A 24,413-nucleotide genomic window follows, 5' to 3' on the forward strand; every position below is an offset into this window, starting at 1 on the left:
TTTGTTCGGGCCGCGTACCCCACCTCGATGCTGAAGAAAAGCTTATCGCGGCTAGCCTCCACCAAAAGTACAGTTTACCTCCACCTTATATAATAGGCTTGTAAGCTATTATATAAGGTGGAGGTGTTTTTATTTAGGTGGGTTTTGTGGGGAAAGTGGATAGCATATTTTATCCTTTTTTTGGGAAGTGTATATTAATACAGGGAGGTGCAACAGTTTTGAGTGAGCAACTATCTTTTTTACAGGATGCATTTAAATCATGTGATGATGTGACCTTTAAGAGGTTTTTAATAGGCAACATGAATAGTTATCTTATTTATTCATCTAACTTGGTAAACAAACAAAGGACTGTTGAGATTGAACAAGATCTTGCAACATTTTTAATAGGCAATACTGAGTGGAATTGCACCTCTAGGATGAATTTACAGGCAAAGGATTCTTTCATCACACAAATTGGGCAGCACCTGATTTTTAGTGAGAAAATTGAAATCAATGATACGGCGTTTATGATCAATCAAATTTTATCTGGACAAACAGTTTTAATGGTCGAAGAAATCAACACCGCATTTTTGCTACCCTCGAAATATTCAGCAGGGAGAGCAATAGAAGAATCAGAAACTGAGCAAGTGATTCGGGGGCCGAGAGAGGGATTTGTTGAATCCATCGATACTAATGTAATGTTGATTCGTAGAAAAATCAAAACGACCTCTTTAAAAATTGAATACCTAACGATAGGAAAGCAGACGCAGACTAAGCTAGCGGTTGTTTATCTTAAGGGAGTTGCAGATGATGCCTTGGTTAGTGAAGCTCATAACCGATTATCTCGTATCGAGATTGACGGCATTTTAGAAAGCAGTTTTATAGAATCGATGATTGAAGATGCTCCCTTATCTCCATTTCCAACGATTTTCAATACAGAACGTCCAGATCGGCTGTGCGCAGGTTTATTGGAAGGGAAAATTGCCATACTGACAGACGGTACACCTTTTGCTTTGACTATGCCTGCTGCATTTGTCGAATTCCTCCAGTCGAATGATGATTATTATAATGGGTCGTTCCCATCTTCCATTGTACGCTTGATTCGCGCTCTAGGGCTTCTGATAGCCCTGATACTGCCTGCATTTTTTATTGCGACTTTAACGATACATCAAGAGTTATTACAGCCGCCTTTTCTAATACGCATAGCAAGTAATAGGGCTGACTTGCCTTATCCAGTGTTGATTGAATCTATATTTGCAATTATTGCTTTTGAGTTGCTGCGGGAAGCAGGACAAAGAATGCCCAAACCATTTCACGGTTCGTTGATTACTCTTTTAGGGATTCTAATTGTTGGTCAAATGACCATACAAGCCGGTTTAGTCGCACCGTTAACGGTAATCGTCATTGCAGTTGCCAGCTTAACTGCTTTCATTTTGCCGAATTATGCTTTTCAACAAGTGATAAGGTATTTGAGCTTACCTATGTTATTATTAGCAGGCCTTTTTGGTTATATGGGCATCCTAATTGGTTTGATGGTGATATTAACCCATGTAATTAATTTGCGATCGTTTGGTGTGCCTTATTTATCGCCTATCTCCCCTGCACGTAAAGAAGGCTGGAAGGATGTGTTTTTACGGGCTCCAAGGTGGGCAATGGGGATACGCGATCCAGGGGTAGGAGTTTCTAATGTAAGGCGGAGCGGGGATGACAATTTCCCTAAACCTCCGATCCATCCGCCGAAGGAGAATCGAGATGAAAACGAATAAATATATAACTATTCGAATATTTTTTTCAGTGGTTCTTCTTGTGCTACTCTCTGTTTCCCTAACCGGTTGTTGGAGCAGTCATGAAATAGATAATCTGGCTCTTATCGACATTATGGGGATTGATCAAGATGATTCCGGTCAGTTTGAATTGACGGTCTCCATAGTTAGCCCTGCTCCTAAGGTAACTGGAACAGGAAAAATTCAATTAACAACTGTTGTCGAAACAGCTACTGGTAAAACTCTTTATGAAGCCATCGGAAAGTTATCGAGTACTTTTTCGAAAGAAATTTATTTTGGAAATCTAGGGGTTGTTGTGGTGGGTGAGAAAGCAGCACGGAATAAAATGGAGTCTGTTTTAGATTTCTTAAAAAGAGATAATCATATTCGTCCCTATGTACAGTTACTTATCACGAGGGAGAGGATCATAGATATTATAAAAACCGAACCGCTGTTGAGAAGTGATTTAGGATCAGAAATCCAAAGCATGGTAACCAATAGGCGCTATAGGCATACGGCAATCGTTAAAGATTTGAGCCAATTTTTAAAGGATTTCTCCAGTGATACAAAAGATTCTTTCACAGGTGAAATTCGGTTGGCAGCAAAGAGCGGCATAAACATAGCCGAAAAGACGAAGTTGTCAGAAATAGATGTCACTCAAAAAGATACAAAAGGAATTGAGCAAAATGCGGGAACACTAAGCCTTCAAGGTTCGGCCGTATTTAAGGATAAACAATACATTGGTTGGCTTAATGACCAGGAAACTCGAGGGCTTCTTTTGCTAAGAGGTGAACTGACGCAAGATATTATTGTTGTAAATTGTCCCCAAGAAGATAATGGGTCGATAAGTATAATGATAAATAAGTCTAGTTGCCAATTGTCTCCTCGTTTCATTGACGGACAACCTGTAATGGACGTTAACATTAAGGTTGATGGAGATATTCTAGATATTAATTGTCCTGATTTCAAGTTAACAGTGGGTCAGATTAACCAACTGAATGCCGCATTCGAAGAAGAAATCAGACAGGAAATAATGATAGTATTGGATAAAACGCAAAAACAGTGGCAAACCGATGTTTTTGGCTTCGGAGACACGATTTACCACCATTATCCGAATGAATGGAATCAGATAGCCAATCAATGGAGAAATGGAGGTTTATCTGGGATGAAAGTGGACATCTCTATTGTAGCCAATGTTTCTCGATCAGGTCTGATTAAAAATCCTATTAAAGCAAATGAATCGAGGTAGATAGTATGAAAATTTTTATCAGTTTGCTTTTGACCCTTCTTGTTTTGGCTTCTTCTGGCAGCTATGTTTATGTGGCTATAAAGGGAAAAGAAACAAAAATGCTTTGTATTCAAATAGGGCTATTGGGTCTGGTAATTGCGGGAGGGATTTTTTCCATTTATCGTGTTCCGGATCCTTCAATTGCTAAAATATTAGGAATCGTGATCCCACGAGTAAATTAGGAGGGATAGCCAGTGATTGAATCGGGTAGGATCAGCAATATTCAGGCTGCAATGTTAGCAGTCATGTCTTTAACCATTATAGGGCATTTAATTTTGCTAACTGTGGTCATCGGCGAGAGTCATCAAGATGGATGGATTGCAGCTGTAATAGGAACTATTCTAGGATTGATTGGGATAATAAGTTTAGTTAGATTGTCTCAAAAATTTCCTGGATTAACCTTAATCGAAATACTTTGTTCGCATTTTTCTTGGGTAGGTAAATTGATAGGAGTGCTTTATCTTATTTACTTTTATATAATGACGGTTTTAGCTGTAAGATTATTCGTTGAAGTATGTAAAAAGATTATGGAAGAAACACCGATGGTTGCATTTGCTGCTGTCATTCTATTTCTTACCGCCTATATTGTTTATTCGGGCATAGAAACGGTGGGGCGCATCAATCAAATTATATTACCTGTAGTGGTCATTATTGCGTTTGTTGTTGTAGTATTAACTCTTGGGAAAAATAAAGATTACAGTAATTTACTACCTATATTGGGGAACGGTTTTTCTCCAGTGGCCCTTGGATCTTTATCGGTAATGGGATGGTTTGGTGAATTCGTGATAATGGGTATGATTTTCCCATATGTTCAAAATCCAAGAAAACTTGTAAAAACCGGTATATATGCGGCACTCATTACACTGGTTTTCTTCTTAGGACCTGTCACTGGCCCCATTGCCATGTTTGGACCAGTGGAAGCGGCTAAGATGGAACTTCCAACATTTTCTGAAGTTCGGTATATTACTGCCGGGAGTGTATTGTATCGATTTGATACTATTGCGATCCTGTTCTGGACAACTGGTCTAACGATTCGTACCGCCATGTTTTTTTACGGCTTGAGCCTGGGTACAGCACAAGCGTTTAAATTAAAATCTTATCGGCCTATTGTAATTCCCCTTGCTTGGCTGATTGGGGTAGGAGCTATTTTGTTTGTGAAAAATTATCAGGAATTAACAGATTTTCTTTTCAATACCTATGTTCCGCTTAATCTTATCATGGGAGTTGCTATTCCATTATTACTTTTGCTTGTGTCTCCATTTGTCGTCAAAAAGATATCAATGGGAAGATAGTATGTAGATGTTTTGAATTCGAAAAAATGCATGATCCTGACGGTTCTTTGAATCAAAACTCCTGCAAAGCAACCTAGTCTGCAGGAGTTTTGTATTTTAATGATAAATAGGGTAGAAATATGAGACACCGCTTTTCGAAAAGAAGTTTATGATATCACGAAATTATTTAAAGTGAGAAAACTTATTATCATTATTTTTTAAGAATGGAGAAAATAATTTTGATAGAGCATGGGAAAAAAACTTTGGGAGAATTATTAAAAGAAAACATTTTTGATAATATTATCAATATAGATGAAAAGGATTTAATTGAGCTTTCGGATTTATTTATTAAAAGGGAATATGTTCATAATGAAGTTCTTGTCAAAGAAGGGGAAAAATGGGACAAGGTTTTCTTTATCCATAAAGGCATTATTCGACTTTTTTATATGAATTTAGAAGGACAAGAGTATAATAAAGGATTTTTTGGGAAAAACCAATTGTTATGGCCAATTGCTCCTTCGGCCCGTAAAAATGACAGTCTTTTCAACATATCTGCTTTAGAAGATGTTACAGTCTCCGTTTGTGATTTTTTATCTTTTCATTCCTGGTTAACTTGTCATGGTTATTGGGAAAAGTTTGCTTTGTTCTATGCTGAATTATTTGTAGAGGATAAGTTCCGTAGAGAATCTGAATTTCTTATAAATTCGGCGACAGAGAGGTTTAGGCATTTCTGCAATGAATATCCCGAACTTGTCAGAAGAATACCTGATTACCATCTGGCTTCGTATCTTGGTATTACCAATGTTACGCTATCAAGAATAAAAAAATCTATTAATTTTAACTTATGTTAATGAGCGTTTTTCATCCGTATATTATACTACCTACTAAAGAAGAAATTTTTTTGATGATTTTAGGAGGTAGATAGTAAATGAATTTGTTAATTAATAAAACAGCTCTTATTACAGGAGGAAGTGATGGAATTGGTTTTGCAACTGCCATAGCTTTTGCCGAGCAAGGAGCAAATCTGATACTTATTGGAAGAGACAAAGAAAAATTAGGTTGTAGGGAAAAATTATTAAAACAATATGATATAACTGTTCTCTCTATTCCAGCCGATATTAGTAACAAAGATTCATTCTCTGAAATAGTCGAACAGGTTCGTACAAAAAACATAAAAATCGACATTATAGTAAATAATGCAGGCATCGCACGCTTTATACCTTTTGTGAATACAGATATCCCGACATTGGATTATCATCTAAATTTAAACGTGAAAGCTCCTTATTTGTTGACGCAAGCTTTCCTGGATGATCTAATTGAATCCCGGGGAAATGTGATTAATATTTCGTCTTATTTTTCCAGAAGAATGCTGCCGGATAGACCCTCAACAGCATACTCTATGACAAAAGGGGCTATAGAATCTTTCACCAAAGCCCTTGCATTTGAATTAGGCCCACATGGCGTTCGGGTTAATGCGATTGCACCCGGTACTGTCGCTACACCTCAAGTTGAGAGCAACTTGGAGTGTCTTGATAGGAAAGCAAAAGACCGTTTCAACTCAATGATTAAATCAATTTATCCGTTGCAAACAATAGGGGAACCGAAAGATATAGCCAATATGGCTGTTTTTCTGGCATCAGATCAGGCAAAATGGGTTACGGGAGGGATTTTTCCTGTTGACGGAGGTCTTACAATAAACTAAGAAGCTACTCCGCCACAGCCTGACGTCCCTACTATCTCTTTTAAAAAGTCATTGAAGCTATTCAAAAGCATATTGAAATAAGAACCATAACTAATATATACGACAAAGCCATGGGAATTGAGAATGAGCTATCGCCAAGGAGAGTGAAGAGCTGCTGTTGTGATCTTTTTCGTAGGTGTGAATGTGGAGGAGGATGTTCAGCTTTAGTTGAGCGGGTTCATAATAAAATAGGCTAGGAGTAGCATTGACGATAATAATGCTATTATTGATGTTACAGGGCTAACTATATCTATTCCTTTCACCTTCCATAAAACTAAACTTGAGAAAGAACCAACGGCAAATCCTAAAAAAATAAAGCTACTACCAGCTTGCACATGCTTTCCAATTAACAGTACAACACCTACAAGGCACGTTAAGATTGTACTTACCCAAAATCCAATCAATGTAGAGTCTGTCATGCTCATAGCCCCCAGTTTATTTATGGTGCTTGCATAGGCGAGATGTTCAAAATACAAGGAATTTATTCAATTATTATTCCCATGGAGAAGTCGTATATGCCCAAAGATTATGAAACAAAGCAAAGAACGTTAAAACACTGGAGTATGTTTTAACGTTCTTTTTTCATGTTGTAAAGTATACATCCTCAAACATATCACTGACTACAGATGAAAAGCATCGAATTTGCAAAATTCTAGCTTTGATGTATCAATATAGTAGTAATTACTTAACTAGTGTATCAAAAAAGGTATAATAAGTATCAAAATCTTAATTAGAACACAATGTTAAGGGAGGGGAGATGATAATTTGGAAGATAGTTGTTCTAATAGTTACTTATACATTAGCCAGGTTAACCGTAGAACATTTTGAAAGAAAAAAGCTAAAATAAATTTTGTTGATACATAGCTTGGCATGGAATTTGCACTGTAAATAAGCAATAAAGTTAGAGAAGAAGGTGATAAATGTGGTAGGTTTAGTAATATGCACACATGGAAAGTTTTCAGATGAATTAGTAAAAGCATCAGAAATGATATTTGGAAAACAAGAGGATGTAAGAACTATAACATTTGAACCGGGTGAAAGTGCAGATGAATTAGTCGGAAAATATGAGAGAGCCATAGAACAGTTGGGTGAAAAAGACGAAATTCTTTTCATTGTTGACCTATTTGGTGGAAGTCCATACAATGCTGCCAGCAGAATTGTTGCAGATCATGAAAATATGGATATTATAGCAGGGGTAAATTTACCAATGCTGTTAGAAATTTATATGCAAAGAACTTATTCAAGTTTACCTGAATTAGTTGATGTTGCAATACATGCAGGACGTAATGCTGTAAAATCCTTTAGAGATAATTTTGCGACTGTGGTTGAGGAGGAATTATGATATGAAAATTTGTTTAACTAGAATTGATGATCGCTTAATCCACGGGCAGGTGGCAACGGTTTGGGTAAAGGAATCCGGATGCGATAAAATCATTGCCTGTAGTGATGAAGTCGCCGCTGACCAATTAAGAAAAACTTTATTATTACAAGTAACACCACCAGGGATAAAAGCCTATGTGTTACCAATTGATAGGGTTATTGAAGCATACAAGAACCCCAAATATAGTGATTTTAAAACACTGTTTTTATGTACCAATCCAACAGATGTTGTGCGATTGGTAGAAGGTGGCGTAGATATTAAATCTGTAAACGTTGGTGGAATGTGTTATAAAGAGGGAAAAGTTTTAATTACGGGAGCAGTTGCAGTTGACAAAACAGATGTAGATGCTTTCAGAAAGCTAAATGAAAAAGGAATTGAATTAGAAATAAGAAAAGTGGCCCGTGATAGTAAAGTTGACTTAATGAGTCTCAACTTACCGTTTTAAATACAGAAATGTATTTAAAAATAGGTTATTAAAAAAATGGGGGGATAACAATGAGTGAATTGCAAATGGTTTTACTAATAATTGTTGCGGCTATTGCAGGTATGGAAAGTGTAGTTGATGAGGGACAAGGTCATAGACCACTAATTGCATGTACACTAGTAGGGCTTGTTCTAGGAGATGTTACAACAGGTATTATTCTAGGTGGTACGTTAGAACTCATGGCCTTAGGTTGGATGAACGTTGGGGCATCTATGGCTCCAGATTCGGCTCTGGCTAGTGTAATCGCTGCCATATTGATAATTGTCGGTAAACAATCAATAGGGGCCGGTATCGCTGTAGCAATACCAATTGCAGCGGCAGGTCAAGTACTTACTATTTTTGTTCGATCAGCGACAACGTTTTTCCAACATCTTGCTGATAAGTATGCAGAAAAAGGTAGCTGCAGAGGAATAGAAATGTGCCATTTTCTTGCTTGGACATTACAAGCACTGCGTGTTGCTGTTCCAACTGCATTAGTTGCTGCCATCGCTGGAACAGATACCGTTACTGTTTTACTTGCATCCATCCCAGATGTAATCACAAGAGGCTTGCAGATCGCTGGTGGATTTATCGTAGTTGTTGGTTATGCAATGGTTATTAACATGATGGAAGCCAAATATTTAATGCCATTTTTCTTTTTAGGTTTCGTAGTTGCTGCATTCACTAGCTTAAATCTTGTTGCATTTGGTGTGGTTGGCACAGTATTAGCTATTCTTTATATCCAACTCAATCCCAAATATAATGAGTCAACGGCAATCGTTGATGAACTAGATCTATAAAGGGAGATGTAAAAATGAATGAAAAGAAATTAACCAAAGGTGATCTCTTTAGTATGTTTATTCGCTCTAACTTTCTCTTAGCATCCTTTAACTTTGAAAGAATGCAATCAATGGGTTTTTGTGTCACAATGATTCCTGCATTAAAAAAATTGTATCAAGGGGAAGAACTTAAAAAAGCATTAAAACGGCATTTGGAGTTTTTCAATACACAACCATTCATTTCTGCCCCTATTATGGGAATCACAGCAGCTATGGAAGAACAACGCGCCAATGGAGCTCCTATTGATGATGCATCAATTAGTGGTGTAAAAGTAGGCCTTATGGGACCACTTGCTGGTGTGGGAGACCCTATATTTTGGGGAACGATCAGACCTGTTACTGCAGCTTTGGGTGCATCATTGGCATTGAGTGGCAGTATATTAGGACCAATCTTGTTTTTCTTATCATTTAATGTAATACGATTAGCGACAAAATACTATGGTTTACAGTATGGATATACAACAGGGACTGGTATTGTCTCTGACATGTCAGGAAATAGATTACAGAAATTAACTGAGGGAGCATCCATATTAGGATTGTTCGTAATGGGTTGCTTAGTTTCAAGGTGGACCAGTATGAATGTACCATTAGTAGTTTCTACGGTTACTGGGGCAGATGGAAAAGTAGTAGTTACCACAGTGCAAACTATCTTAGATCAGTTAATGCCAGGGATGCTGCCATTAGGCTTAACGTTCTTATGCATGTACCTATTGAAAAAGAAGGTCAATGCAATAGGGATAATCTTTGGACTCTTTGCATTAGGAATTATAGGTTATGCATGTGGTCTACTTAAATAATTAAAGAGGTATAGATGATTTTCTCCTTATGCTCCTAGTAGTGGTATTATCTGTATTAATGTTACATGCTAAAGAATTTTATGTTAGGTTATTTTTAAGAGCTGAGGTTAAATGATAACGATGCGCTTTATTAATAATTAGGCATATAATGAATTCTTTAGCATGTTTTATGTAATAAAGGATTAGACACAAATGGAAGGCGTCGTTAATGTGGATTAGGACGGAATTAAGAGGAGGAGGATTTATATCAATAGGTATAAAATGCTATGTTTAGATATAGATGGAACGCTTTTAAATTCCAAACATCAAATTACCGAACGAACGAAGATAGCTATTCGTAAAGTGGCAAAAGAACAGAAGATACCAGTCATATTGGTTTCCGCAAGAATGCCTCAGGGAATTTATTTTCTGGCAAAAGAATTAGAAATCTGTGCACCTATTATTTGTTATAACGGTGCTTTGATAATAGACTATAACAACAATATTGTACTTAATAACTATATTGAAGTACCTTATATAAGAAAAGTGTATTCCATTGTGAAAAAGTATAGTATATGTATAAGTTTATATAAAGACGACGAATGGTATAATGAAGAGAAAGATGAGTGGGTTGAACAAGAAGAAGGTATTACGAATCTTACTTCTACTATTCGTGATTATCGGGCGTTGCTCACTGATTGGGGAAATGAAGGATGTAATAAGATTTTGTGTATGGGTGATGAAGAAGAAATCCTCTCTTTAAAAAAAGAACTACTGGCTATGTTCCAAGAGGATTTAACTATTTACCTCTCGAAACCTACCTATCTAGAAATAATGCCGAAACATTCGTCTAAAACAGCAGCAATTGCAGTTTTATTAGAAAAATATAACGCAAATAAGACTGAGTTGATAGCGATAGGTGACAATTATAATGATATTAATATGATTGAATACGCAGGACTTGGAATTGCAATGGGAAATGCTCCAGATGCAGTGAAATGTTGTGCTGATAGTATTACCACATCTAATGACGAAGAAGGTGTGGCATGTGCAATTTATAAATACATGTTGGGATAAGTTGTTTATAATATTAGGAGAAGAGGTATGCCATGAAAATTTGCTTAGTTAGGATTGATGATCGATTAATCCATGGTCAAGTGGCCACTGTTTGGGTGAAGGCTGTAGGATGTAATAGAATTATTGCTTGTAGCGATGAAGCGGCTGCTGATCCATTAAGGAAAGCCTTATTATTGCAGGTGACACCTCCAGGGATAAAATCCTATGTTTTGCCTGTTGATAAAGCCATAGAGGTATATAAGAATCCAAAGAATAGTGATTTTAAAACATTATTTTTATTGACCAATCCAACAGATGTTTTAAGAATGGTAGAAGAGGGCGTAGATATCAAATCTGTAAACGTTGGTGGAATGTGCTACAAACATGGAAAGGTTCTCATTACAGGTGCTATATCTGTTGATAAACAAGACGTAGAATCTTTCAGAAAGCTACATGACAGAGGTATAGAATTAGAAATTAGAAAGGTAGCAAGTGATAGTAAGATTGATTTAATGACTCTTGACTTGCCCTTTAAAGAATAAGGTCTTGCCTTGAAAATTTATGAAAGTTGAGTTTAAAATGAAGAGAATTGAAAAAATTTATTGCTATTTAGATGAAAACACACAAAAATTTTCAATGGAAGAACTGTTACAAGATAATGGATTTGAAACAGGTGAGATATCTGAACAACTCAATATCTTAAGAAATAATGTCAGCAAAGAACTTCATGAATTATTAAGATTGGATAAAATTATAAAAATAAAGGGCAGGCCCGTAAAATTTCTACATAAAACTTGTGTTGAAAAAATATTAAATATTGAAATCAAAGAGAAATCAATAGAAGTAGGAAGTATCAAAGAGCTTCTTTTTAAAAGGGAAAGCGAAGATCCTTTCCAAAATTTGATAGGGGCAGAAAAGAGTTTAAAGAATCAAGTCGAACAGGCAAAAGCTGCTATTATATATCCACCCGTAGGATTACATACATTAATTTTTGGACAGACAGGGGTAGGAAAAACTTTATTTGCAAAAATGATGTATAACTATGGTAAATATATAAAAAAATTTACTGACAAATCGCCATTTATAATTTTTAACTGTGCGGACTATTATAATAATCCTCAATTATTATTAGCCCATATCTTTGGCTATATAAAAGGTGCTTTTACAGGTGCTGATCATGAAAAAGAAGGGCTGGTTGAGAAGGCTCATGGAGGAATATTATTTCTAGATGAAATACATAGGTTGCCTCCAGAAGGGCAAGAAATGATATTTTATTTCATGGATACAGGCACATATAATAAACTAGGGGAAACAGAACGAAAACGCAAAGCTAGTATATTAATTATAGGAGCCACTACTGAGGATCCTAGTTCACATATGCTTAAAACTTTTATGCGACGGATACCGATTATCATCAGTATCCCACCATTGCAAGAGCGAACAGTTGAGGAAAAAATAGATATCATTAAGTACTTATTTGTTAATGAAGCACATCGAGTAAATAAAAGTATAAAAATATCGACTGAAGTAGTGAAAGCGTTGATTGGCAGTGTTTCTTACGGAAATATTGGTCAACTAAAATCCAATATTCAGCTTACGTGTGCCAAAGGTTTTTTAAATAATATAAATAATGGCAAAGAATACATAGAGTTAGATTTTAAAATGCTTTCTTCGAATATAAAAAGTGGATTGTTTGAATTTGGCAGAGATTATAAGGATTTTAAAGAAGTTAGTAGTATTTTAGAAGCTCCATTATTAATAAGTCCTGATGGCTATAAAGTAATGATAGAAGATGCAGAGGAACTACCTTTTAATTTATATAAGCTTATAGAAGACAAAATAAGCTTATTAAAAGAAGAAGGAATGGATGATAATGATATTAATAAATTTATCATTACTGATTTAAATATCAAATTCAAAATATTTTATAATAAATTTAATAAAAATAAGGAACATAAAGAGCGAATTTCAAAGATAATAGATAAAGAAATTTTGGAATTCGCAGAACAAATGAAGGATCTAGCTGAAACTGATTTAACAAGAAAATATAGTGATCGATTTGTTTATGCGTTAAGCTTTCATTTAAGTGCCTTTTTCAAACGAATGAAAGAAAAAAAATATGATACGAATAAATATACATATCATTCGATCCAGGATAATGATGAAGAATATAAGGTTGCCTTGAAAATAACGGCTATCATGAGCCAAACTTTTCAAGTTGAAGTGCCAGAGGTGGAAATTACCTACATCGCGATTTTATTAAAATCAGTCGAAGAAGAAACACAAGAGCAGGTTGGTATTATTGTTGCAGCCCATGGGAGTAACACAGCTAGTAGTATGCTTAGTGCTGTGCGAGGTTTATTGGGTGATGTTTCCTCCGTAGGTGCAGTTGATATGCCATTAGATGTAAGTCCTAAAGAAATATTAGAAGTTATGATTGAAAAGGTAAAAAGCATAAATAAAGGAAAAGGTGTGCTACTACTTGTTGATATGGGATCTTTGTTTAATTTTGAAGCAACTATTGTAGAAAAGACAGGAGTTAAAGTCAAGACCATTGATATGGTTTCTACGCCTTTACTGCTTGAGGCAGTAAGAAAATCAAGTATTCTTGGTATGGAACTTGAGGATATATTTAATTCACTTAGGGAATTTAGAGGCTACAATAATGAATTAAATGGAGAAAAAAGTTTTAGCGACAAAGTGATTATCACGGTATGTACTTCTGGAAAAGGGACAGCTGTTAAGCTAAAAGAAATTGTGGAAAATGTATTATTAAATTTAACACAAGAAAATATTGATGTTATACCTGTAGAAGTCAGAGAATTGGATAAAAAAATTAAGACGTTGCAAAAAAAATATGATATTTTAGCAGTGGTTGGTGTGAAAAAACCAAAAGACAATATTCCTTTTATCCCCCTAGAAAAGCTCATTGATGGTAATGGTGAAAAGATACTAAGAGAAATCATTGTGGGCAATCAGTTTATGGTGTTACCAGAAAAAGAAAGTGTTGTCATTAAAGATTTATGTGAAGATAATTTAAAACAATTCCTTACCTATCTAAATCCTCACAAAATCATTGGGATATTGTTAAACTTTGTAGATGAATTAGAAAAAGAACTACATATAGCCTTTGATAATTCAATGAAAATTAGAATCATTCTTCATGTAGGTTATGCACTTGAGAGAATAGTAGCTAATGATGGGTTAAAGTGTGAGGCAGATAAAGAACCTATCAGTACAGAACTTGTTCGTTCGGTAGATAGCACATGTGAAATTTTTAAGAAAGCAGTCAACATATCATTGACTGAGGATGAAAAATATTATATTTGCAAAATGTTAAGCTCCGCGGAAACCTAAGCTGATATTGCTCTTCATAGGACAAGGGACAGGTTAGAAACCTGTCCCCATGGCATTTTGATAACGATACCCCCATTTGTAGTTTTATTTTCCTACGAATGGGGGTATTTTGTCATTGTCCGTTAATTTAGTGGGATAGAGAACTTGTCCCTTCCTTAAGTTAACAGCTAAATCATTATTTTGGTGAAATTGGCAACATCGGATTAGTGTCTTTAAGGTTTATTTCTTTGAAAATTGAATTCTTCCCACTTTAATTATAACATATAAAAAATTGTAAAAGTAGACTAGTTGTTCCCTTTTGCTACTGCTATAATGCAATAGCACGTTAGTACGATTTTTTGAAGGGCATGCCGAAGGAGGGTAATGTATGAGTTACTTTGTGCTTGATTTCCAGGAAATTGATAAAACAAAACTCATGGTTGCTGGGGGGAAAGGCGCGAACCTAGGGGAACTTTTCAAGATTCCAGGAATACGCGTACCGGATGGCTTTTGCATTTCTACTGAAGCCTTTAAAAGAATCATAAGGGAAACTTCGTCGATTAGCGAATTACTGAATCAGTTATCGCTTTTAAAGGTGGAAGACCGGGATAAAATCGGTGAACTTAGCGGTAAGATTCGGAGGGGTATCGAAGGAATATCTATTCCTCAAGACATTAACGAAGAGATCACCCGCCACCTTTTAAAGCTTGGAGAAAAAAATGCCTACGCAGTACGATCCAGCGCAACTGCAGAGGATTTACCGACAGCCTCCTTTGCAGGTCAGCAGGATACGTATTTAAACATTATTGGAATAGAGGCAATCCTAAAACATATCAGCAAGTGCTGGGCATCGCTATTTACCGAGAGGGCAGTAATTTATCGTCTTCAAAATGGATTTGACCACCGTAATGTCCACCTGTCTGTGGTTGTTCAGAAGATGGTCTTCCCGCAGGCTGCAGGAATTTTGTTTACTGCTGACCCCGTCACTTCTAATAGGAATGTGGTATCCATTGATGCCAGCTTTGGGCTTGGTGAGGCTTTGGTCTCCGGCCTGGTGAATGCTGATAACTATAAAGTGCGTAACGGCAAGGTTGTCGATAAGAAGATATCCACCAAGAAGCTGGCTATTTATGCCTTAAAAGATGGCGGTACGAAAAAGCATCAGATTGAGTCTAAAATGCAGAATAGGCAAGCGTTGACGGATGAGCAGATTTTGAGCCTCACCCGCATGGGCAGAAAGATCGAAGAACATTTCGGCAGTCCTCAGGACATCGAATGGTGTTTGGCTAATGATACCTTTTATATTGTCCAGAGTCGCCCAATCACGACTTTATACCCCATACCTGAAGCAAATGATGAAGAAAATCACGTTTACCTATCTGTCGGTCATAACCAAATGATGACCGATCCCATGAAACCATTGGGATTGTCTTTTTTTCTGCTTGCAGCTGCTGGCCCCATGCTTAAAGCGGGTGGAAGGCTGTTTGTTGATGTTACACCCATGCTGGCTTCTCCTGACAGCAGGGAAATGTTATTAAATATCTTTGGACATGGCGATCCACTTACCAAGGACGCACTGATGACCCTCATAAATCGAGATTTTATAAAAGTGCTGCCAAATGATAAAAAGGAACAGGATCCCAATAAAAGCAATAAAGGGTTGCCGAATTGGGGAGCTCCAGTACAAATAGAAAATGATCCGACACTCGTTTGTGATTTGATTCAGAAATGTCAAACATCGATAGAAGCGTTAAAACAAAACATCGAAACAAAATCAGGTTCAGATTTATTTGATTTTATTCTGGAGGATATTAAGGAGTTAAAGAACATTCGATCTGATCCACAAGGTTCAGCTGTGTATATGGCTGCTATCAATGCTTCAACATGGATCAATGAAAATATGAACAAGTGGCTAGGTGAAAAAAACGCAGCAGATACGCTTTCTCAATCTGTACCAAATAACATAACTTCAGAAATGGGTCTGGCGCTATTGGATGTGGCAGATGTGATTCGTCCTTATCCGGAAATCATTGATTATTTACAACATGGTAAAGCGGATCACCTTTTGGATGAACTGGTTAAGTTTGAAGGTGGAAAGGAAGCCAAAGACGCTATCTATGCTTACCTTAATAAATACGGAATGCGATGTGTCGGTGAAATCGACATTACGAAAACCCGTTGGAGCGAAAAACCAACTACACTTATTCCCATGATTCTCAGTAATATCAAAAATTTTGAGCCTAATGCTGGCAATCGGAAATTTGAGCAAGGGCGACAGGAGGCTTTGCAAAAAGAACAAGAGTTATTAGAGCGATTGAAGCAATTACCAGATGGTGAAGAAAAAGCCAAAGAGACAAAAAGAATGATCGACATAATCCGGACTTTCATCGGTTATCGTGAATATCCAAAATACGGCATGATCACTCGCTACTTCGTTTATAAACAAGCTTTAATGAAAGAATTCGAGCAACTCGTACACGCAGGCGTACTTCATGAAAAAGAAGATAGTTACTATCTCACTTTTGAAGAACTTCGCGAAGTCGTACGCACGAATAAACTGGATTACAAAGTCATCAGCAAACGAAAGGATGAGTACAAATACTATGAAAAACTAACTCCCCCACGGGTTATCACTTCTGATGGTGAAATCATTGCAGGTCAGTACAAACGAGAAAATCTCCCAGTGGGCGCTATTGTAGGTCTAGCTGTTTCTTCTGGAGTTATAGAGGGACGAGCACGTGTCATCTTAAGCATGGAAGATGCTGATCTAGAAGAAGGAGATATATTAGTAACCTCCTTTACCGACCCTAGCTGGACACCCTTGTTTGTATCAATAAAAGGCCTAGTCACCGAAGTTGGTGGACTGATGACCCATGGAGCAGTCATCGCACGTGAATATGGCTTACCAGCAGTTGTAGGAGTAGAAAATGCTACCAAACTAATAAAAGATGGGCAACGAATTCGCGTACATGGAACAGAAGGGTATGTAGAAATCATATAATGGGGAAGAGGTTCTCTTCCTCATGGTGCGCTTTCCTATACCTCTATTTTTATATAGAATTATCATAAATAGAGGCAACGCAAATCCGCTTGCTTCTTATAAAAGACTACGCTTTTGTCTGCCTGACAAAAAGCGTAGTCTTTTTTAGCTCAAAGGAGAGAGAGTCTAACAGTAAGCATAATATTGACTCTACGGAGAGTTTATTGAACCATAACTCAAGATTCGCTATAGTTATTCTACGGGGTTCAAGAGCTGCTAGCGGGTTATGAAAAGCAAATAAATTCTAGAAAGGATGGTGATCATCAATGGATAAACCATCAAAAAAAGATTTGAAAGAGCAATATAAAAATAGAGTGATAATTGGCGGGGTATACTGCGTGAAATCCAGTGGCACTGATCATCTTTGGCTTCGAGCAACAACAGATATGCAAGGTTCGAAAAATCGTTTTGCATTTTCAGTATCAACTAATTTTTGCCCTGAAATGTGTATGATTGAGGCATGGAAACAGTTTGGAGCAGCTACATTTTCTTTTGAAATATTGGAAAAAATAGAAAAGAAAGAAACGCAAACAACAAGTGAGTTTTCAGATGATGTAAATACTTTGCTAGAACTTTGGATTGAAAAACGAAATGGCGAAATTTCAGAGTTGTCACGCTCCGCTATTTAAAAGAGGTAAGCGCCATCTGTGATGAAAAAGGAGAATAAAATGAAATTTATAGTATTTAACGGAAGCCCTGCCGGGGTAAACAGCAGCACAAATGTGATTGCAGAAGCGTTTTTGAGCGGTGCAAAAAGAGCCGATGCCGACACTGAAAATGTGTTTTTAATTGATAAGAATATTGGACACTGCAAAGGATGCTTTACCTGCTGGTTTAAAACACCAGGAAAATGCGTGATGCAGGATGATATGACAGGGCTTTTGGACAAATATAATGCGGCTGATGTGGTGTGCTTTGCTTCGCCTGTTTACACATGGAATATGACAGCAGCTCTCAAGAACTTTGCTGACAGGCTCGTCCCGCTGAAAAGTCCTCTGATTGTAAATTCGGGTGAAAATTTTGACCTTGCGGATTCCAAGCCTAAAACGCAGCAATTTGTGGTGATTTCTAACTGCGGCTTTCCGGGCAATAACAATTTTGAAACCATGAAAGTGGTGTTTGCTTCCTGCAATCCTATCCTTGAGATTTATCGCAACTGCGGCAAACTCTTAAAAAGCAAGGACGAGAAAATCAAAGCAACCGTAAATGAGTATTTGCAAGTTGTTGAGCAGGCAGGATATGAAATGGCAACGCAAAATTACGTATCAGAAGAAACAAAATCAAAACTTGAAATGCAGCTCATGTCGATACCTGATTATGTGAAATACATCGGGATGTAGCACATAGGATATGAGCAATTGGATTGGCAAAACATACAAAAGGGACACGCGCTTAATTTTAAAGTGCATGTCCCTTTGACATTTTCCAGTGCTTTGGCGACTTCTTCTTTTCCTTCTAGGTTATTTCTTAGGAAGTGATGATGACGTAAAAGGTATGATAATAAAGGATCTGGCGGTTCCTCTGTTCTTGATACAGAGCCGTTGTAGACTCCAAATAAGAAAAGCTAATTTAAAAATCAATATATACGGCAAACTCCTGAAAAGCAGCCTAACTTTGCAGGAGTTTTGTATTTTAATGGTAAATAAAAAAGAAATATAGGATTTCAAAGATAGGCCCCTCATTATGTATCGTGTACATGGGACAAGAAGATAGGTCTTTAAAAGAATCATCCCTGTGCTTCTGTGGGTGTTACTATAATGATGGTTGCGAAATGCCTTGATTGTCGGTTTAATATCTAAAGTCCAATAATCCTAAAACGAATATAAAAATAGCTATAGTTGCAATGGTTGATATCATAAAATACACCTTCCTTTTATCTAATTATACATCTAAATATGTGACAATGATGTGACAGAACGGTATATATTTACACTTAAAAAGTATGCTTTTGACCTTCAAAGAAGTGATATTCGTATCATCATGTTGCGCTTAAATATGGATATAAGTCAGCCGACTCTTTCGCCGAGCTTTCCAAAAGGTAACACGGGATAAACCCATCTGGTGCTCGTGATAAATTTCAATTAAGGGAGATACGGAAATGGAATACAGAATCGAAAATCTTGACTTTGAATTAAAAATTGTAGGGAAAATAAAAACTATAAAAACAGACAAAGCCTTTAAAACGATCCCTACACTTTGGGGAGAAGCTAGAAAAGATGGATTTATGCAAACACTCATTGATATGTCATGGGAAAATCCCAAATGCAAACTTGAAGGCCTCTTAGGCGCTTGCGGAAAGGAAGCGGCCATTACGGACGATACATTTGATTACTTTATGGGGGTCAGATATGATGGAGACGTTCCAAACAATATGGAAAATCTAATAATTTCAGCGAGTTCGTGGGCAGTTTTTCCCAATATCGTAGAAGCGTGGAAACGTTTATATTCAGAATGGCTTCCGACTTCAGGTTATGAATTAGCTAATTTACCATGTATTGAATGTTTTTACGGGCCAAAACACAAACCAAGACATGAGTTATGGGTTCCAATTGTTGATAAATGATTTAAATGTAAAGCTTGTATAAATTGAAGGAGAAAGTTAATGTGGACATAATAACAATCTCTGAAAATGGCAAAAAGATGAGAGGGACTCAAAAGAGCCCCCCTTTGAGTTTTTTGGAAATGATGAAGTGTTTTGTATAAAATCAATACATTTCCATTTCTATGGCATAAACCTATATCTGCCTATAAAAAAATCCAGTTTACGGAATGGAAAATTATCGGACGTAGTTGCTTGTATTGAGGTAAACTAATTTTTATTTTTTTTATCGGATTCCTCATCAAGCGGTTTAACGGCTGGTTGAAATAAAACTGAAGTTTGCCAAACTTGTTGTTTTGTTTGATATTGTTCTTCAAATGATATGATGAGGGATATTACAGCTTTAGCCAAAAAACCAACAAAGGCAATAATCAAAAAGGTATTTACATAATTCCACTGAATTAGCTGAACAAGCCCCAGTGATACCACTAATGGTGAAAAAACAAATCCTAGAAATGCAGATGCCCCTATATTCCACACTGCATAACTTTTCCATGAGTAAGCCCGTTGATATATAAGCATATAATACAGGGGGATTACGGTAATATCTAGGAGGAAAATATTGGGGATCATAGGGTAAATAGGTAAAGAATACGCCCATAGATTGGAGTTACAACCGACTATCTCAATTACAACGGAAAATACAGATATGAGGGACCCGAATAAAATTGTTTTGGTTAGTCTCGTCTTATCCAATAGCGAAAAACAAAAAATATAAGAGATAATTACGAATCCTATTTCTCCCCACCATTTAATAGAGAATAAGTCTTGTGTACTCCATTTCGTCACCATAAGATTATGAAGTGTGTAATTTGCCTGATTAATCATTTCAATAGTAATCAATATATGCACTTCCTTTTATACGTAGGTGGTTAGTAATTGCGTAAGTCTCGGAAAGTTAGATTGTAGAATTTTGGCTTTATTGGGAACGTTTAAAAATCCATTTGACGAACTTAGTATGCCCTTAGTAATAAAGGATTATAAGGTAACCCCTTATAATCCTTTTAGTGATGGGACAGAGATCCTATCTTTTTCTCCCACACAATTAATGTAATTCTAAATGGGTGATGGCGAAAAAGGGTATTTTGTTTGATGTAAGAGAGACTCTTTAATGACAACATTAGCAAAAAGCTATGATAGGGGTGTATTAATGGAAATTACGAAATATCTATTATTGCTGGCCAACATTATTTCTGGCTTAACACTTATTCCCTATGCCTTTGGTGCTCTGTTTATGTTTGCTATGGCTCATGACTCTCCAAACTCCAATTTTATAAATACAACACTTCCCGCATTACTTATTTTAAGTATTTACCCTACAGGTATTATCTCTTGCATACGATATTCGTGGAGATGTTACACCAACAAGCGAGATATACTAGGGGTTTGTATTGCTTATATTCCTGTAATTATTGCTTTGGGTATATTTTTGATCAGTGGTTATTCACGGTTTCGCTGAAATGATAAAGTGTGATTGATAGGATCTAGTGGGACAGAGAACCTGTCCCCTTGTCCCTGTCCCCTTCTAAAAGAACTGATCAAAGCAACCCAATATAACGCCAAACTCCTGTAGAGCAGCCTGGCCTTGCAAAATTTTTTATTTTAAATGGTAAGGTTTCTGAAAGTCCATTGACTCACATTAATAGATTTCCAAAGAAAAGAAACCCGTAGTGGATACCTGGCTTTAGTCAAAGGTATCCACTATAGGTTTCTTAAAGCTATCTTATCATGGTTTTACATAGGAATACCCCTCAGTTTGTTTGACAATAATTCTTGTTATTCCCGCAGGTACGACTGTTACAAACTCCGGTAATAATTCTTCATTAATTAAATTTGCTTTTAAAGCATTTCGGCAGGCAATAATTGTAACATGATTTTCGGATAGTTCTTTCATTTGTTTCAACAGACCTGGCATTTCGTGATCAATGCTTTTATCCACGGAATCAAATATTTGTACAGCGGTAGCATTGGCCACAATCTCTAAAATAACATTTTCAAAACCTACATCTTCTATGAGATTTTTTGCGTTTGTTAAAGTTAACCGCCATTTACCAAGCTCATCAATATGTAATAATGTTTTTAGTTTTTCCATTATATCTCCTAATCATTATATTTTAATTTGTATCTGTAAAGAAGCTATAGCTAATCCATGAACAAACATTAATGTCTGAAATACTTCAAATCTAAATCCCATTCCTCTGTCTTATCCCCCCTCAAGTCGGGCACATAATGCATAAGTTAATTCATCCGGCACCTCTGTTTGGTCAGCCCCTTCTCTCTTCATATTATAGATTCCAAATCCAACTAATCCAATCAATAAAATGATTATCCATTTCTTTTTCAATATCATCTTTCCTTTCTACGTTAAAAAGTAAAACTTGCAAACCAAGCACTGCTAAGCCTGCCGAATAAACCAACAGAAAAAAACATTTCATTGTAGACGGTATCAGTAGCTCCTACCAATAATAAAATTGAAGTTTTCTTAAAGAAATACTTTTTTTGAAATCAAATAAAATTTATAGTCCTAAATAGGAAAAACACCTATATACGAAAAACTCCTGCAAGGCAGCCTAGACTTGCAGGAGTCGATACTGGATTATGTGAAATATATTGGGATGTAGCACATAGGATATGAACAATTTGTAGGATACCACTCCTGTATGATTTGTCATGGGGACGGGATTCGGCAAATCGAAAGTCAGAATTATGGAGGAAAACATGAATATAAAAAATTATTTTTTTCACATTCATTACTGCAATTGCAGGCGATTTAATGAACCTGTAAGATATCTAAGTAAAAGCACCAGAACAATTCAACATCATAAGCTTGTTTTTGTTACGGGGGGGAAGGGCAGTGTTATAATTGAAAAAAAAAGATATTCAGTTAAAGAAGGTATGCTATTCTACATTTCTCCTGACGTACTACATTCTGTAGAGATAGATACTGAAGAACCCATATGTTTTCTATCAGTACATTTTAGCTATGCCTATGTGAGCTTTAATGACAGTAAATGGGCTATTAAGGGCGAAGTGGAAATGATTCCACTGCAATCTGCACTTGAATTAAAGGATTATTATCATATTGAGGATATATTTAAAAAATTAGTTGATAGCTGGAATGCGAAACTACCAGGATATGAGTTTATTACGAAGACTTTGTTTCAGCAATTAGTAATTGCAATTTATCAAAACATAAGAAAGCAAAAACAGAATTACTCAACCTCCTTAAAGGTGGAAAAAATCATTCAATACATGCATCAGAATATAAATAATAGAGTGACCTTGACTGAATTGTCAGATCTGGTGCAGCTGTCCTCTACTTATCTATCAAGAGCTTTCAAAGAGACTACGGGATATTCTATCATTGAGTTTTTTAATAAGATGAAAATTGATAAAGCCAAAGAACTTATTGCCGAAAGTGATAAAAAGGTAAAAGAAGTAGCACAAGCACTTGGATTTACTGATGAATTTTATTTTAGCAGGATTTTTAAAAAAATGGAAGGGATAAGCCCCACGGAATATTACAGCAAAAATGTCCATGGAGTTTGATATAATGCATGGTATAAAGCCCAATCTGTAGGTTAAAATGAGGATATTATTGTTCAGCATTCTTGTACAATGATTAATGTATAGCAGAAGGAAGGCTTATATTCATGCCAATTTGGAAAAGAAATTTAATCGTTTGCTGGTTTGGGATATTTGTAACAAGTGTAGGAATGAGCCAGATTGCCCCCGTATTGCCGCTGTATATAGAACATCTTGGAGTTCACAATACAGCTTCCATTGTACAATTTTCAGGAATTGCTTTCGGCATTACCTATATCATTTCAGCTGTTTTCTCACCAATTTGGGGTCATGCCGCTGACAAATTTGGACGAAAACCAATGCTGCTTAGGGCAAGCCTTGGTATGTCGGTAGTTATAGGCAGCATGGGTTTTGCACAAAATGTATATGAACTGATAGGATTACGATTATTGATGGGTGTTATAGCAGGTTATAGTACAGCTTGTACTACATTGATCGCAATTCAGACAGATAAGGAACACGCGGGATGGGCTTTAGGTACACTTTCAACGGCAAATATTGCAGGTTCTTTGCTTGGGCCAATGATTGGCGGTTTTATAGCAGAGAATTTTGGTTTACAAAAGGTATTTTTTATAACCGGTGCACTGCTGCTGCTTACATTCATTACCACCGCTTTATTTGTAAAAGAGTCTTTTATTCGTGAAGATAAAAAGGCACTTACTTTCAAGGAGGTATGGAATACTGTTCCTGAAAAAAGCTTGACGATTACCATGTTTGTGACCTTTTTTGTATTAACAGTGGCATTATATTCTGTAGAACCAATCATAACAGTATATGTTACCCAGCTAGCCAGTAATACCAGTCATGTTGCTCTGCTGGCCGGAATGACATTTTCATCCTCAGGACTAGCAAGTATCATTGCCGCTCCAAGACTGGGGAAACTTTCTGATAAAATAGGAGCGCAGAAGGTTATGTTAGTCGCCCTTGTAGTGGCAGGACTCATTTTTATACCACAAGCTTTTGTAAAAAATCCTTGGCAGTTGATGGGTCTTCGCTTTGTATTAGGATTAGCAACGGCAGGGTTGATTCCTTCTGTAAATATTATAATCAAGAAAATTACACCAGACGCTCTTACAGGCAGAGTTTTTGGCTTTACAATGTCGGCAGGGTACTTAGGTGTATTTGGAGGTTCCGTTTTAGGTGGGCAAGTGGCAGCCTGGTTTGGTATAAAATATGTATTTTATATTACAAGTACATTATTACTGATAAATACAGTATGGGTTTATTTTAAGGTGTATAAAAAACTTAGCATAAATGAATTAGCATTATACAAAAAATAAAATGAAAAGGAGAGAA

24 protein-coding genes are annotated in these 24,413 nt (G+C 36.4%); 20 read left to right on the plus strand and 4 right to left on the minus strand.

The window, feature by feature from the left end:
- The first annotated feature begins 218 nt into the window (after positions 1 to 218).
- The 6 genes from QSJ81_RS04820 to QSJ81_RS04845 all read left to right on the plus strand — a co-directional run bounded on the left by QSJ81_RS04820 (position 219) and on the right by QSJ81_RS04845 (position 6,003).
- On the plus strand, positions 219 to 1,745 hold the full coding sequence (locus tag QSJ81_RS04820) for a spore germination protein (RefSeq protein WP_285716285.1): 1,527 nt from the start codon (positions 219 to 221) through the stop codon (positions 1,743 to 1,745).
- Complete coding sequence (locus QSJ81_RS04825) at positions 1,732 to 2,991, plus strand: Ger(x)C family spore germination protein (RefSeq protein WP_285716286.1); 1,260 nt, start codon at positions 1,732 to 1,734, stop codon at positions 2,989 to 2,991. Before QSJ81_RS04820 ends, QSJ81_RS04825 begins: the two co-directional genes overlap by 14 nt.
- Before the next feature lie 5 nt (positions 2,992 to 2,996).
- A complete protein-coding gene (locus tag QSJ81_RS04830; RefSeq protein WP_285716287.1) occupies positions 2,997 to 3,212 on the plus strand; it encodes a hypothetical protein in 216 nt (71 codons plus the stop codon).
- A 12-nt stretch (positions 3,213 to 3,224) separates the two neighbouring features.
- A complete protein-coding gene (locus QSJ81_RS04835) occupies positions 3,225 to 4,322 on the plus strand; it encodes a GerAB/ArcD/ProY family transporter (RefSeq protein WP_285716288.1) in 1,098 nt (365 codons plus the stop codon).
- A 218-nt stretch (positions 4,323 to 4,540) separates the two neighbouring features.
- Positions 4,541 to 5,152 carry a Crp/Fnr family transcriptional regulator gene (locus QSJ81_RS04840; RefSeq protein WP_285716289.1) on the plus strand — a complete coding sequence of 204 codons (612 nt, stop codon included), beginning with the start codon at positions 4,541 to 4,543 and terminating at the stop codon, positions 5,150 to 5,152.
- A 77-nt stretch (positions 5,153 to 5,229) separates the two neighbouring features.
- On the plus strand, positions 5,230 to 6,003 hold the full coding sequence (locus QSJ81_RS04845; RefSeq protein WP_285716290.1) for an SDR family NAD(P)-dependent oxidoreductase: 774 nt from the start codon (positions 5,230 to 5,232) through the stop codon (positions 6,001 to 6,003).
- A gap of 203 nt (positions 6,004 to 6,206) precedes the next feature.
- Here QSJ81_RS04845 and QSJ81_RS04850 read toward each other — a convergent pair whose 3' ends face one another.
- A complete protein-coding gene (locus QSJ81_RS04850) occupies positions 6,207 to 6,461 on the minus strand; it encodes a hypothetical protein (RefSeq protein ID WP_285716291.1) in 255 nt (84 codons plus the stop codon).
- 503 nt (positions 6,462 to 6,964) lie between these two features.
- On the opposite strand from QSJ81_RS04850, the gene QSJ81_RS04855 reads away from it, so the two are divergent.
- The 11 genes from QSJ81_RS04855 (at position 6,965) to QSJ81_RS04905 (ending at position 19,496) form a co-directional block, all read left to right on the plus strand.
- A complete protein-coding gene (locus QSJ81_RS04855; RefSeq protein ID WP_285716292.1) occupies positions 6,965 to 7,384 on the plus strand; it encodes a PTS sugar transporter subunit IIA in 420 nt (139 codons plus the stop codon).
- 1 nt (position 7,385) lies between these two features.
- The gene (locus tag QSJ81_RS04860) at positions 7,386 to 7,868 is read left to right on the plus strand and encodes a mannose/fructose/sorbose PTS transporter subunit IIB (protein WP_038672669.1); all 483 of its coding nucleotides are present in this window, start codon (positions 7,386 to 7,388) and stop codon (positions 7,866 to 7,868) included.
- A 50-nt stretch (positions 7,869 to 7,918) separates the two neighbouring features.
- Positions 7,919 to 8,686: a PTS mannose/fructose/sorbose transporter subunit IIC gene (locus tag QSJ81_RS04865; RefSeq protein WP_285716293.1), complete on the plus strand. Its 768-nt coding sequence runs from the start codon at positions 7,919 to 7,921 to the stop codon at positions 8,684 to 8,686.
- 14 nt (positions 8,687 to 8,700) lie between these two features.
- On the plus strand, positions 8,701 to 9,522 hold the full coding sequence (gene manZ / locus QSJ81_RS04870) for a PTS mannose transporter subunit IID (RefSeq protein ID WP_285716294.1): 822 nt from the start codon (positions 8,701 to 8,703) through the stop codon (positions 9,520 to 9,522).
- A gap of 261 nt (positions 9,523 to 9,783) precedes the next feature.
- Complete coding sequence (locus QSJ81_RS04875; protein ID WP_285716295.1) at positions 9,784 to 10,578, plus strand: Cof-type HAD-IIB family hydrolase; 795 nt, start codon at positions 9,784 to 9,786, stop codon at positions 10,576 to 10,578.
- A gap of 32 nt (positions 10,579 to 10,610) precedes the next feature.
- A complete protein-coding gene (locus QSJ81_RS04880) occupies positions 10,611 to 11,099 on the plus strand; it encodes a mannose/fructose/sorbose PTS transporter subunit IIB (protein WP_285716296.1) in 489 nt (162 codons plus the stop codon).
- 37 nt (positions 11,100 to 11,136) lie between these two features.
- The gene (locus tag QSJ81_RS04885) at positions 11,137 to 13,914 is read left to right on the plus strand and encodes a sigma-54-dependent transcriptional regulator (RefSeq protein ID WP_285716297.1); all 2,778 of its coding nucleotides are present in this window, start codon (positions 11,137 to 11,139) and stop codon (positions 13,912 to 13,914) included.
- 367 nt (positions 13,915 to 14,281) lie between these two features.
- Positions 14,282 to 16,894 carry a phosphoenolpyruvate synthase gene (ppsA, locus tag QSJ81_RS04890; RefSeq protein ID WP_285716298.1) on the plus strand — a complete coding sequence of 871 codons (2,613 nt, stop codon included), beginning with the start codon at positions 14,282 to 14,284 and terminating at the stop codon, positions 16,892 to 16,894.
- A 305-nt stretch (positions 16,895 to 17,199) separates the two neighbouring features.
- A complete protein-coding gene (locus QSJ81_RS04895; RefSeq protein WP_285716299.1) occupies positions 17,200 to 17,562 on the plus strand; it encodes a GIY-YIG nuclease family protein in 363 nt (120 codons plus the stop codon).
- 39 nt (positions 17,563 to 17,601) lie between these two features.
- Entirely contained in the window at positions 17,602 to 18,273 is a 672-nt protein-coding gene (locus QSJ81_RS04900) for a flavodoxin family protein (protein ID WP_285716300.1), read from the plus strand.
- Between the two features lie 758 nt (positions 18,274 to 19,031).
- Positions 19,032 to 19,496, plus strand: a complete 465-nt coding sequence (locus QSJ81_RS04905; RefSeq protein ID WP_285716301.1) for a GyrI-like domain-containing protein — start codon at positions 19,032 to 19,034, stop codon at positions 19,494 to 19,496.
- A 246-nt stretch (positions 19,497 to 19,742) separates the two neighbouring features.
- Here QSJ81_RS04905 and QSJ81_RS04910 read toward each other — a convergent pair whose 3' ends face one another.
- Complete coding sequence (locus QSJ81_RS04910) at positions 19,743 to 20,375, minus strand: hypothetical protein (protein ID WP_502929637.1); 633 nt, start codon at positions 20,373 to 20,375, stop codon at positions 19,743 to 19,745.
- A gap of 268 nt (positions 20,376 to 20,643) precedes the next feature.
- On the opposite strand from QSJ81_RS04910, the gene QSJ81_RS04915 reads away from it, so the two are divergent.
- Positions 20,644 to 20,991 (plus strand): hypothetical protein, encoded by a 348-nt coding sequence (locus QSJ81_RS04915; RefSeq protein ID WP_285716303.1) that lies wholly within the window; start codon positions 20,644 to 20,646, stop codon positions 20,989 to 20,991.
- Between the two features lie 267 nt (positions 20,992 to 21,258).
- Here QSJ81_RS04915 and QSJ81_RS04920 read toward each other — a convergent pair whose 3' ends face one another.
- Together QSJ81_RS04920 and QSJ81_RS04925 are read right to left on the minus strand one after the other, a co-directional pair.
- A complete protein-coding gene (locus tag QSJ81_RS04920) occupies positions 21,259 to 21,624 on the minus strand; it encodes a DsrE family protein (RefSeq protein WP_285716304.1) in 366 nt (121 codons plus the stop codon).
- Between the two features lie 111 nt (positions 21,625 to 21,735).
- On the minus strand, positions 21,736 to 21,876 hold the full coding sequence (locus QSJ81_RS04925) for a hypothetical protein (RefSeq protein ID WP_285716305.1): 141 nt from the start codon (positions 21,874 to 21,876) through the stop codon (positions 21,736 to 21,738).
- A gap of 374 nt (positions 21,877 to 22,250) precedes the next feature.
- On the opposite strand from QSJ81_RS04925, the gene QSJ81_RS04930 reads away from it, so the two are divergent.
- On the plus strand, positions 22,251 to 23,081 hold the full coding sequence (locus QSJ81_RS04930) for an AraC family transcriptional regulator (RefSeq protein WP_285716306.1): 831 nt from the start codon (positions 22,251 to 22,253) through the stop codon (positions 23,079 to 23,081).
- Between the two features lie 104 nt (positions 23,082 to 23,185).
- A complete protein-coding gene (locus tag QSJ81_RS04935) occupies positions 23,186 to 24,397 on the plus strand; it encodes a multidrug efflux MFS transporter (RefSeq protein ID WP_285716307.1) in 1,212 nt (403 codons plus the stop codon).
- Positions 24,398 to 24,413: the final 16 nt, after the last annotated feature.

The organism is Pelosinus sp. IPA-1 (assembly GCF_030269905.1).
Taxonomy (GTDB): Bacteria; Bacillota; Negativicutes; order DSM-13327; family DSM-13327; genus Pelosinus.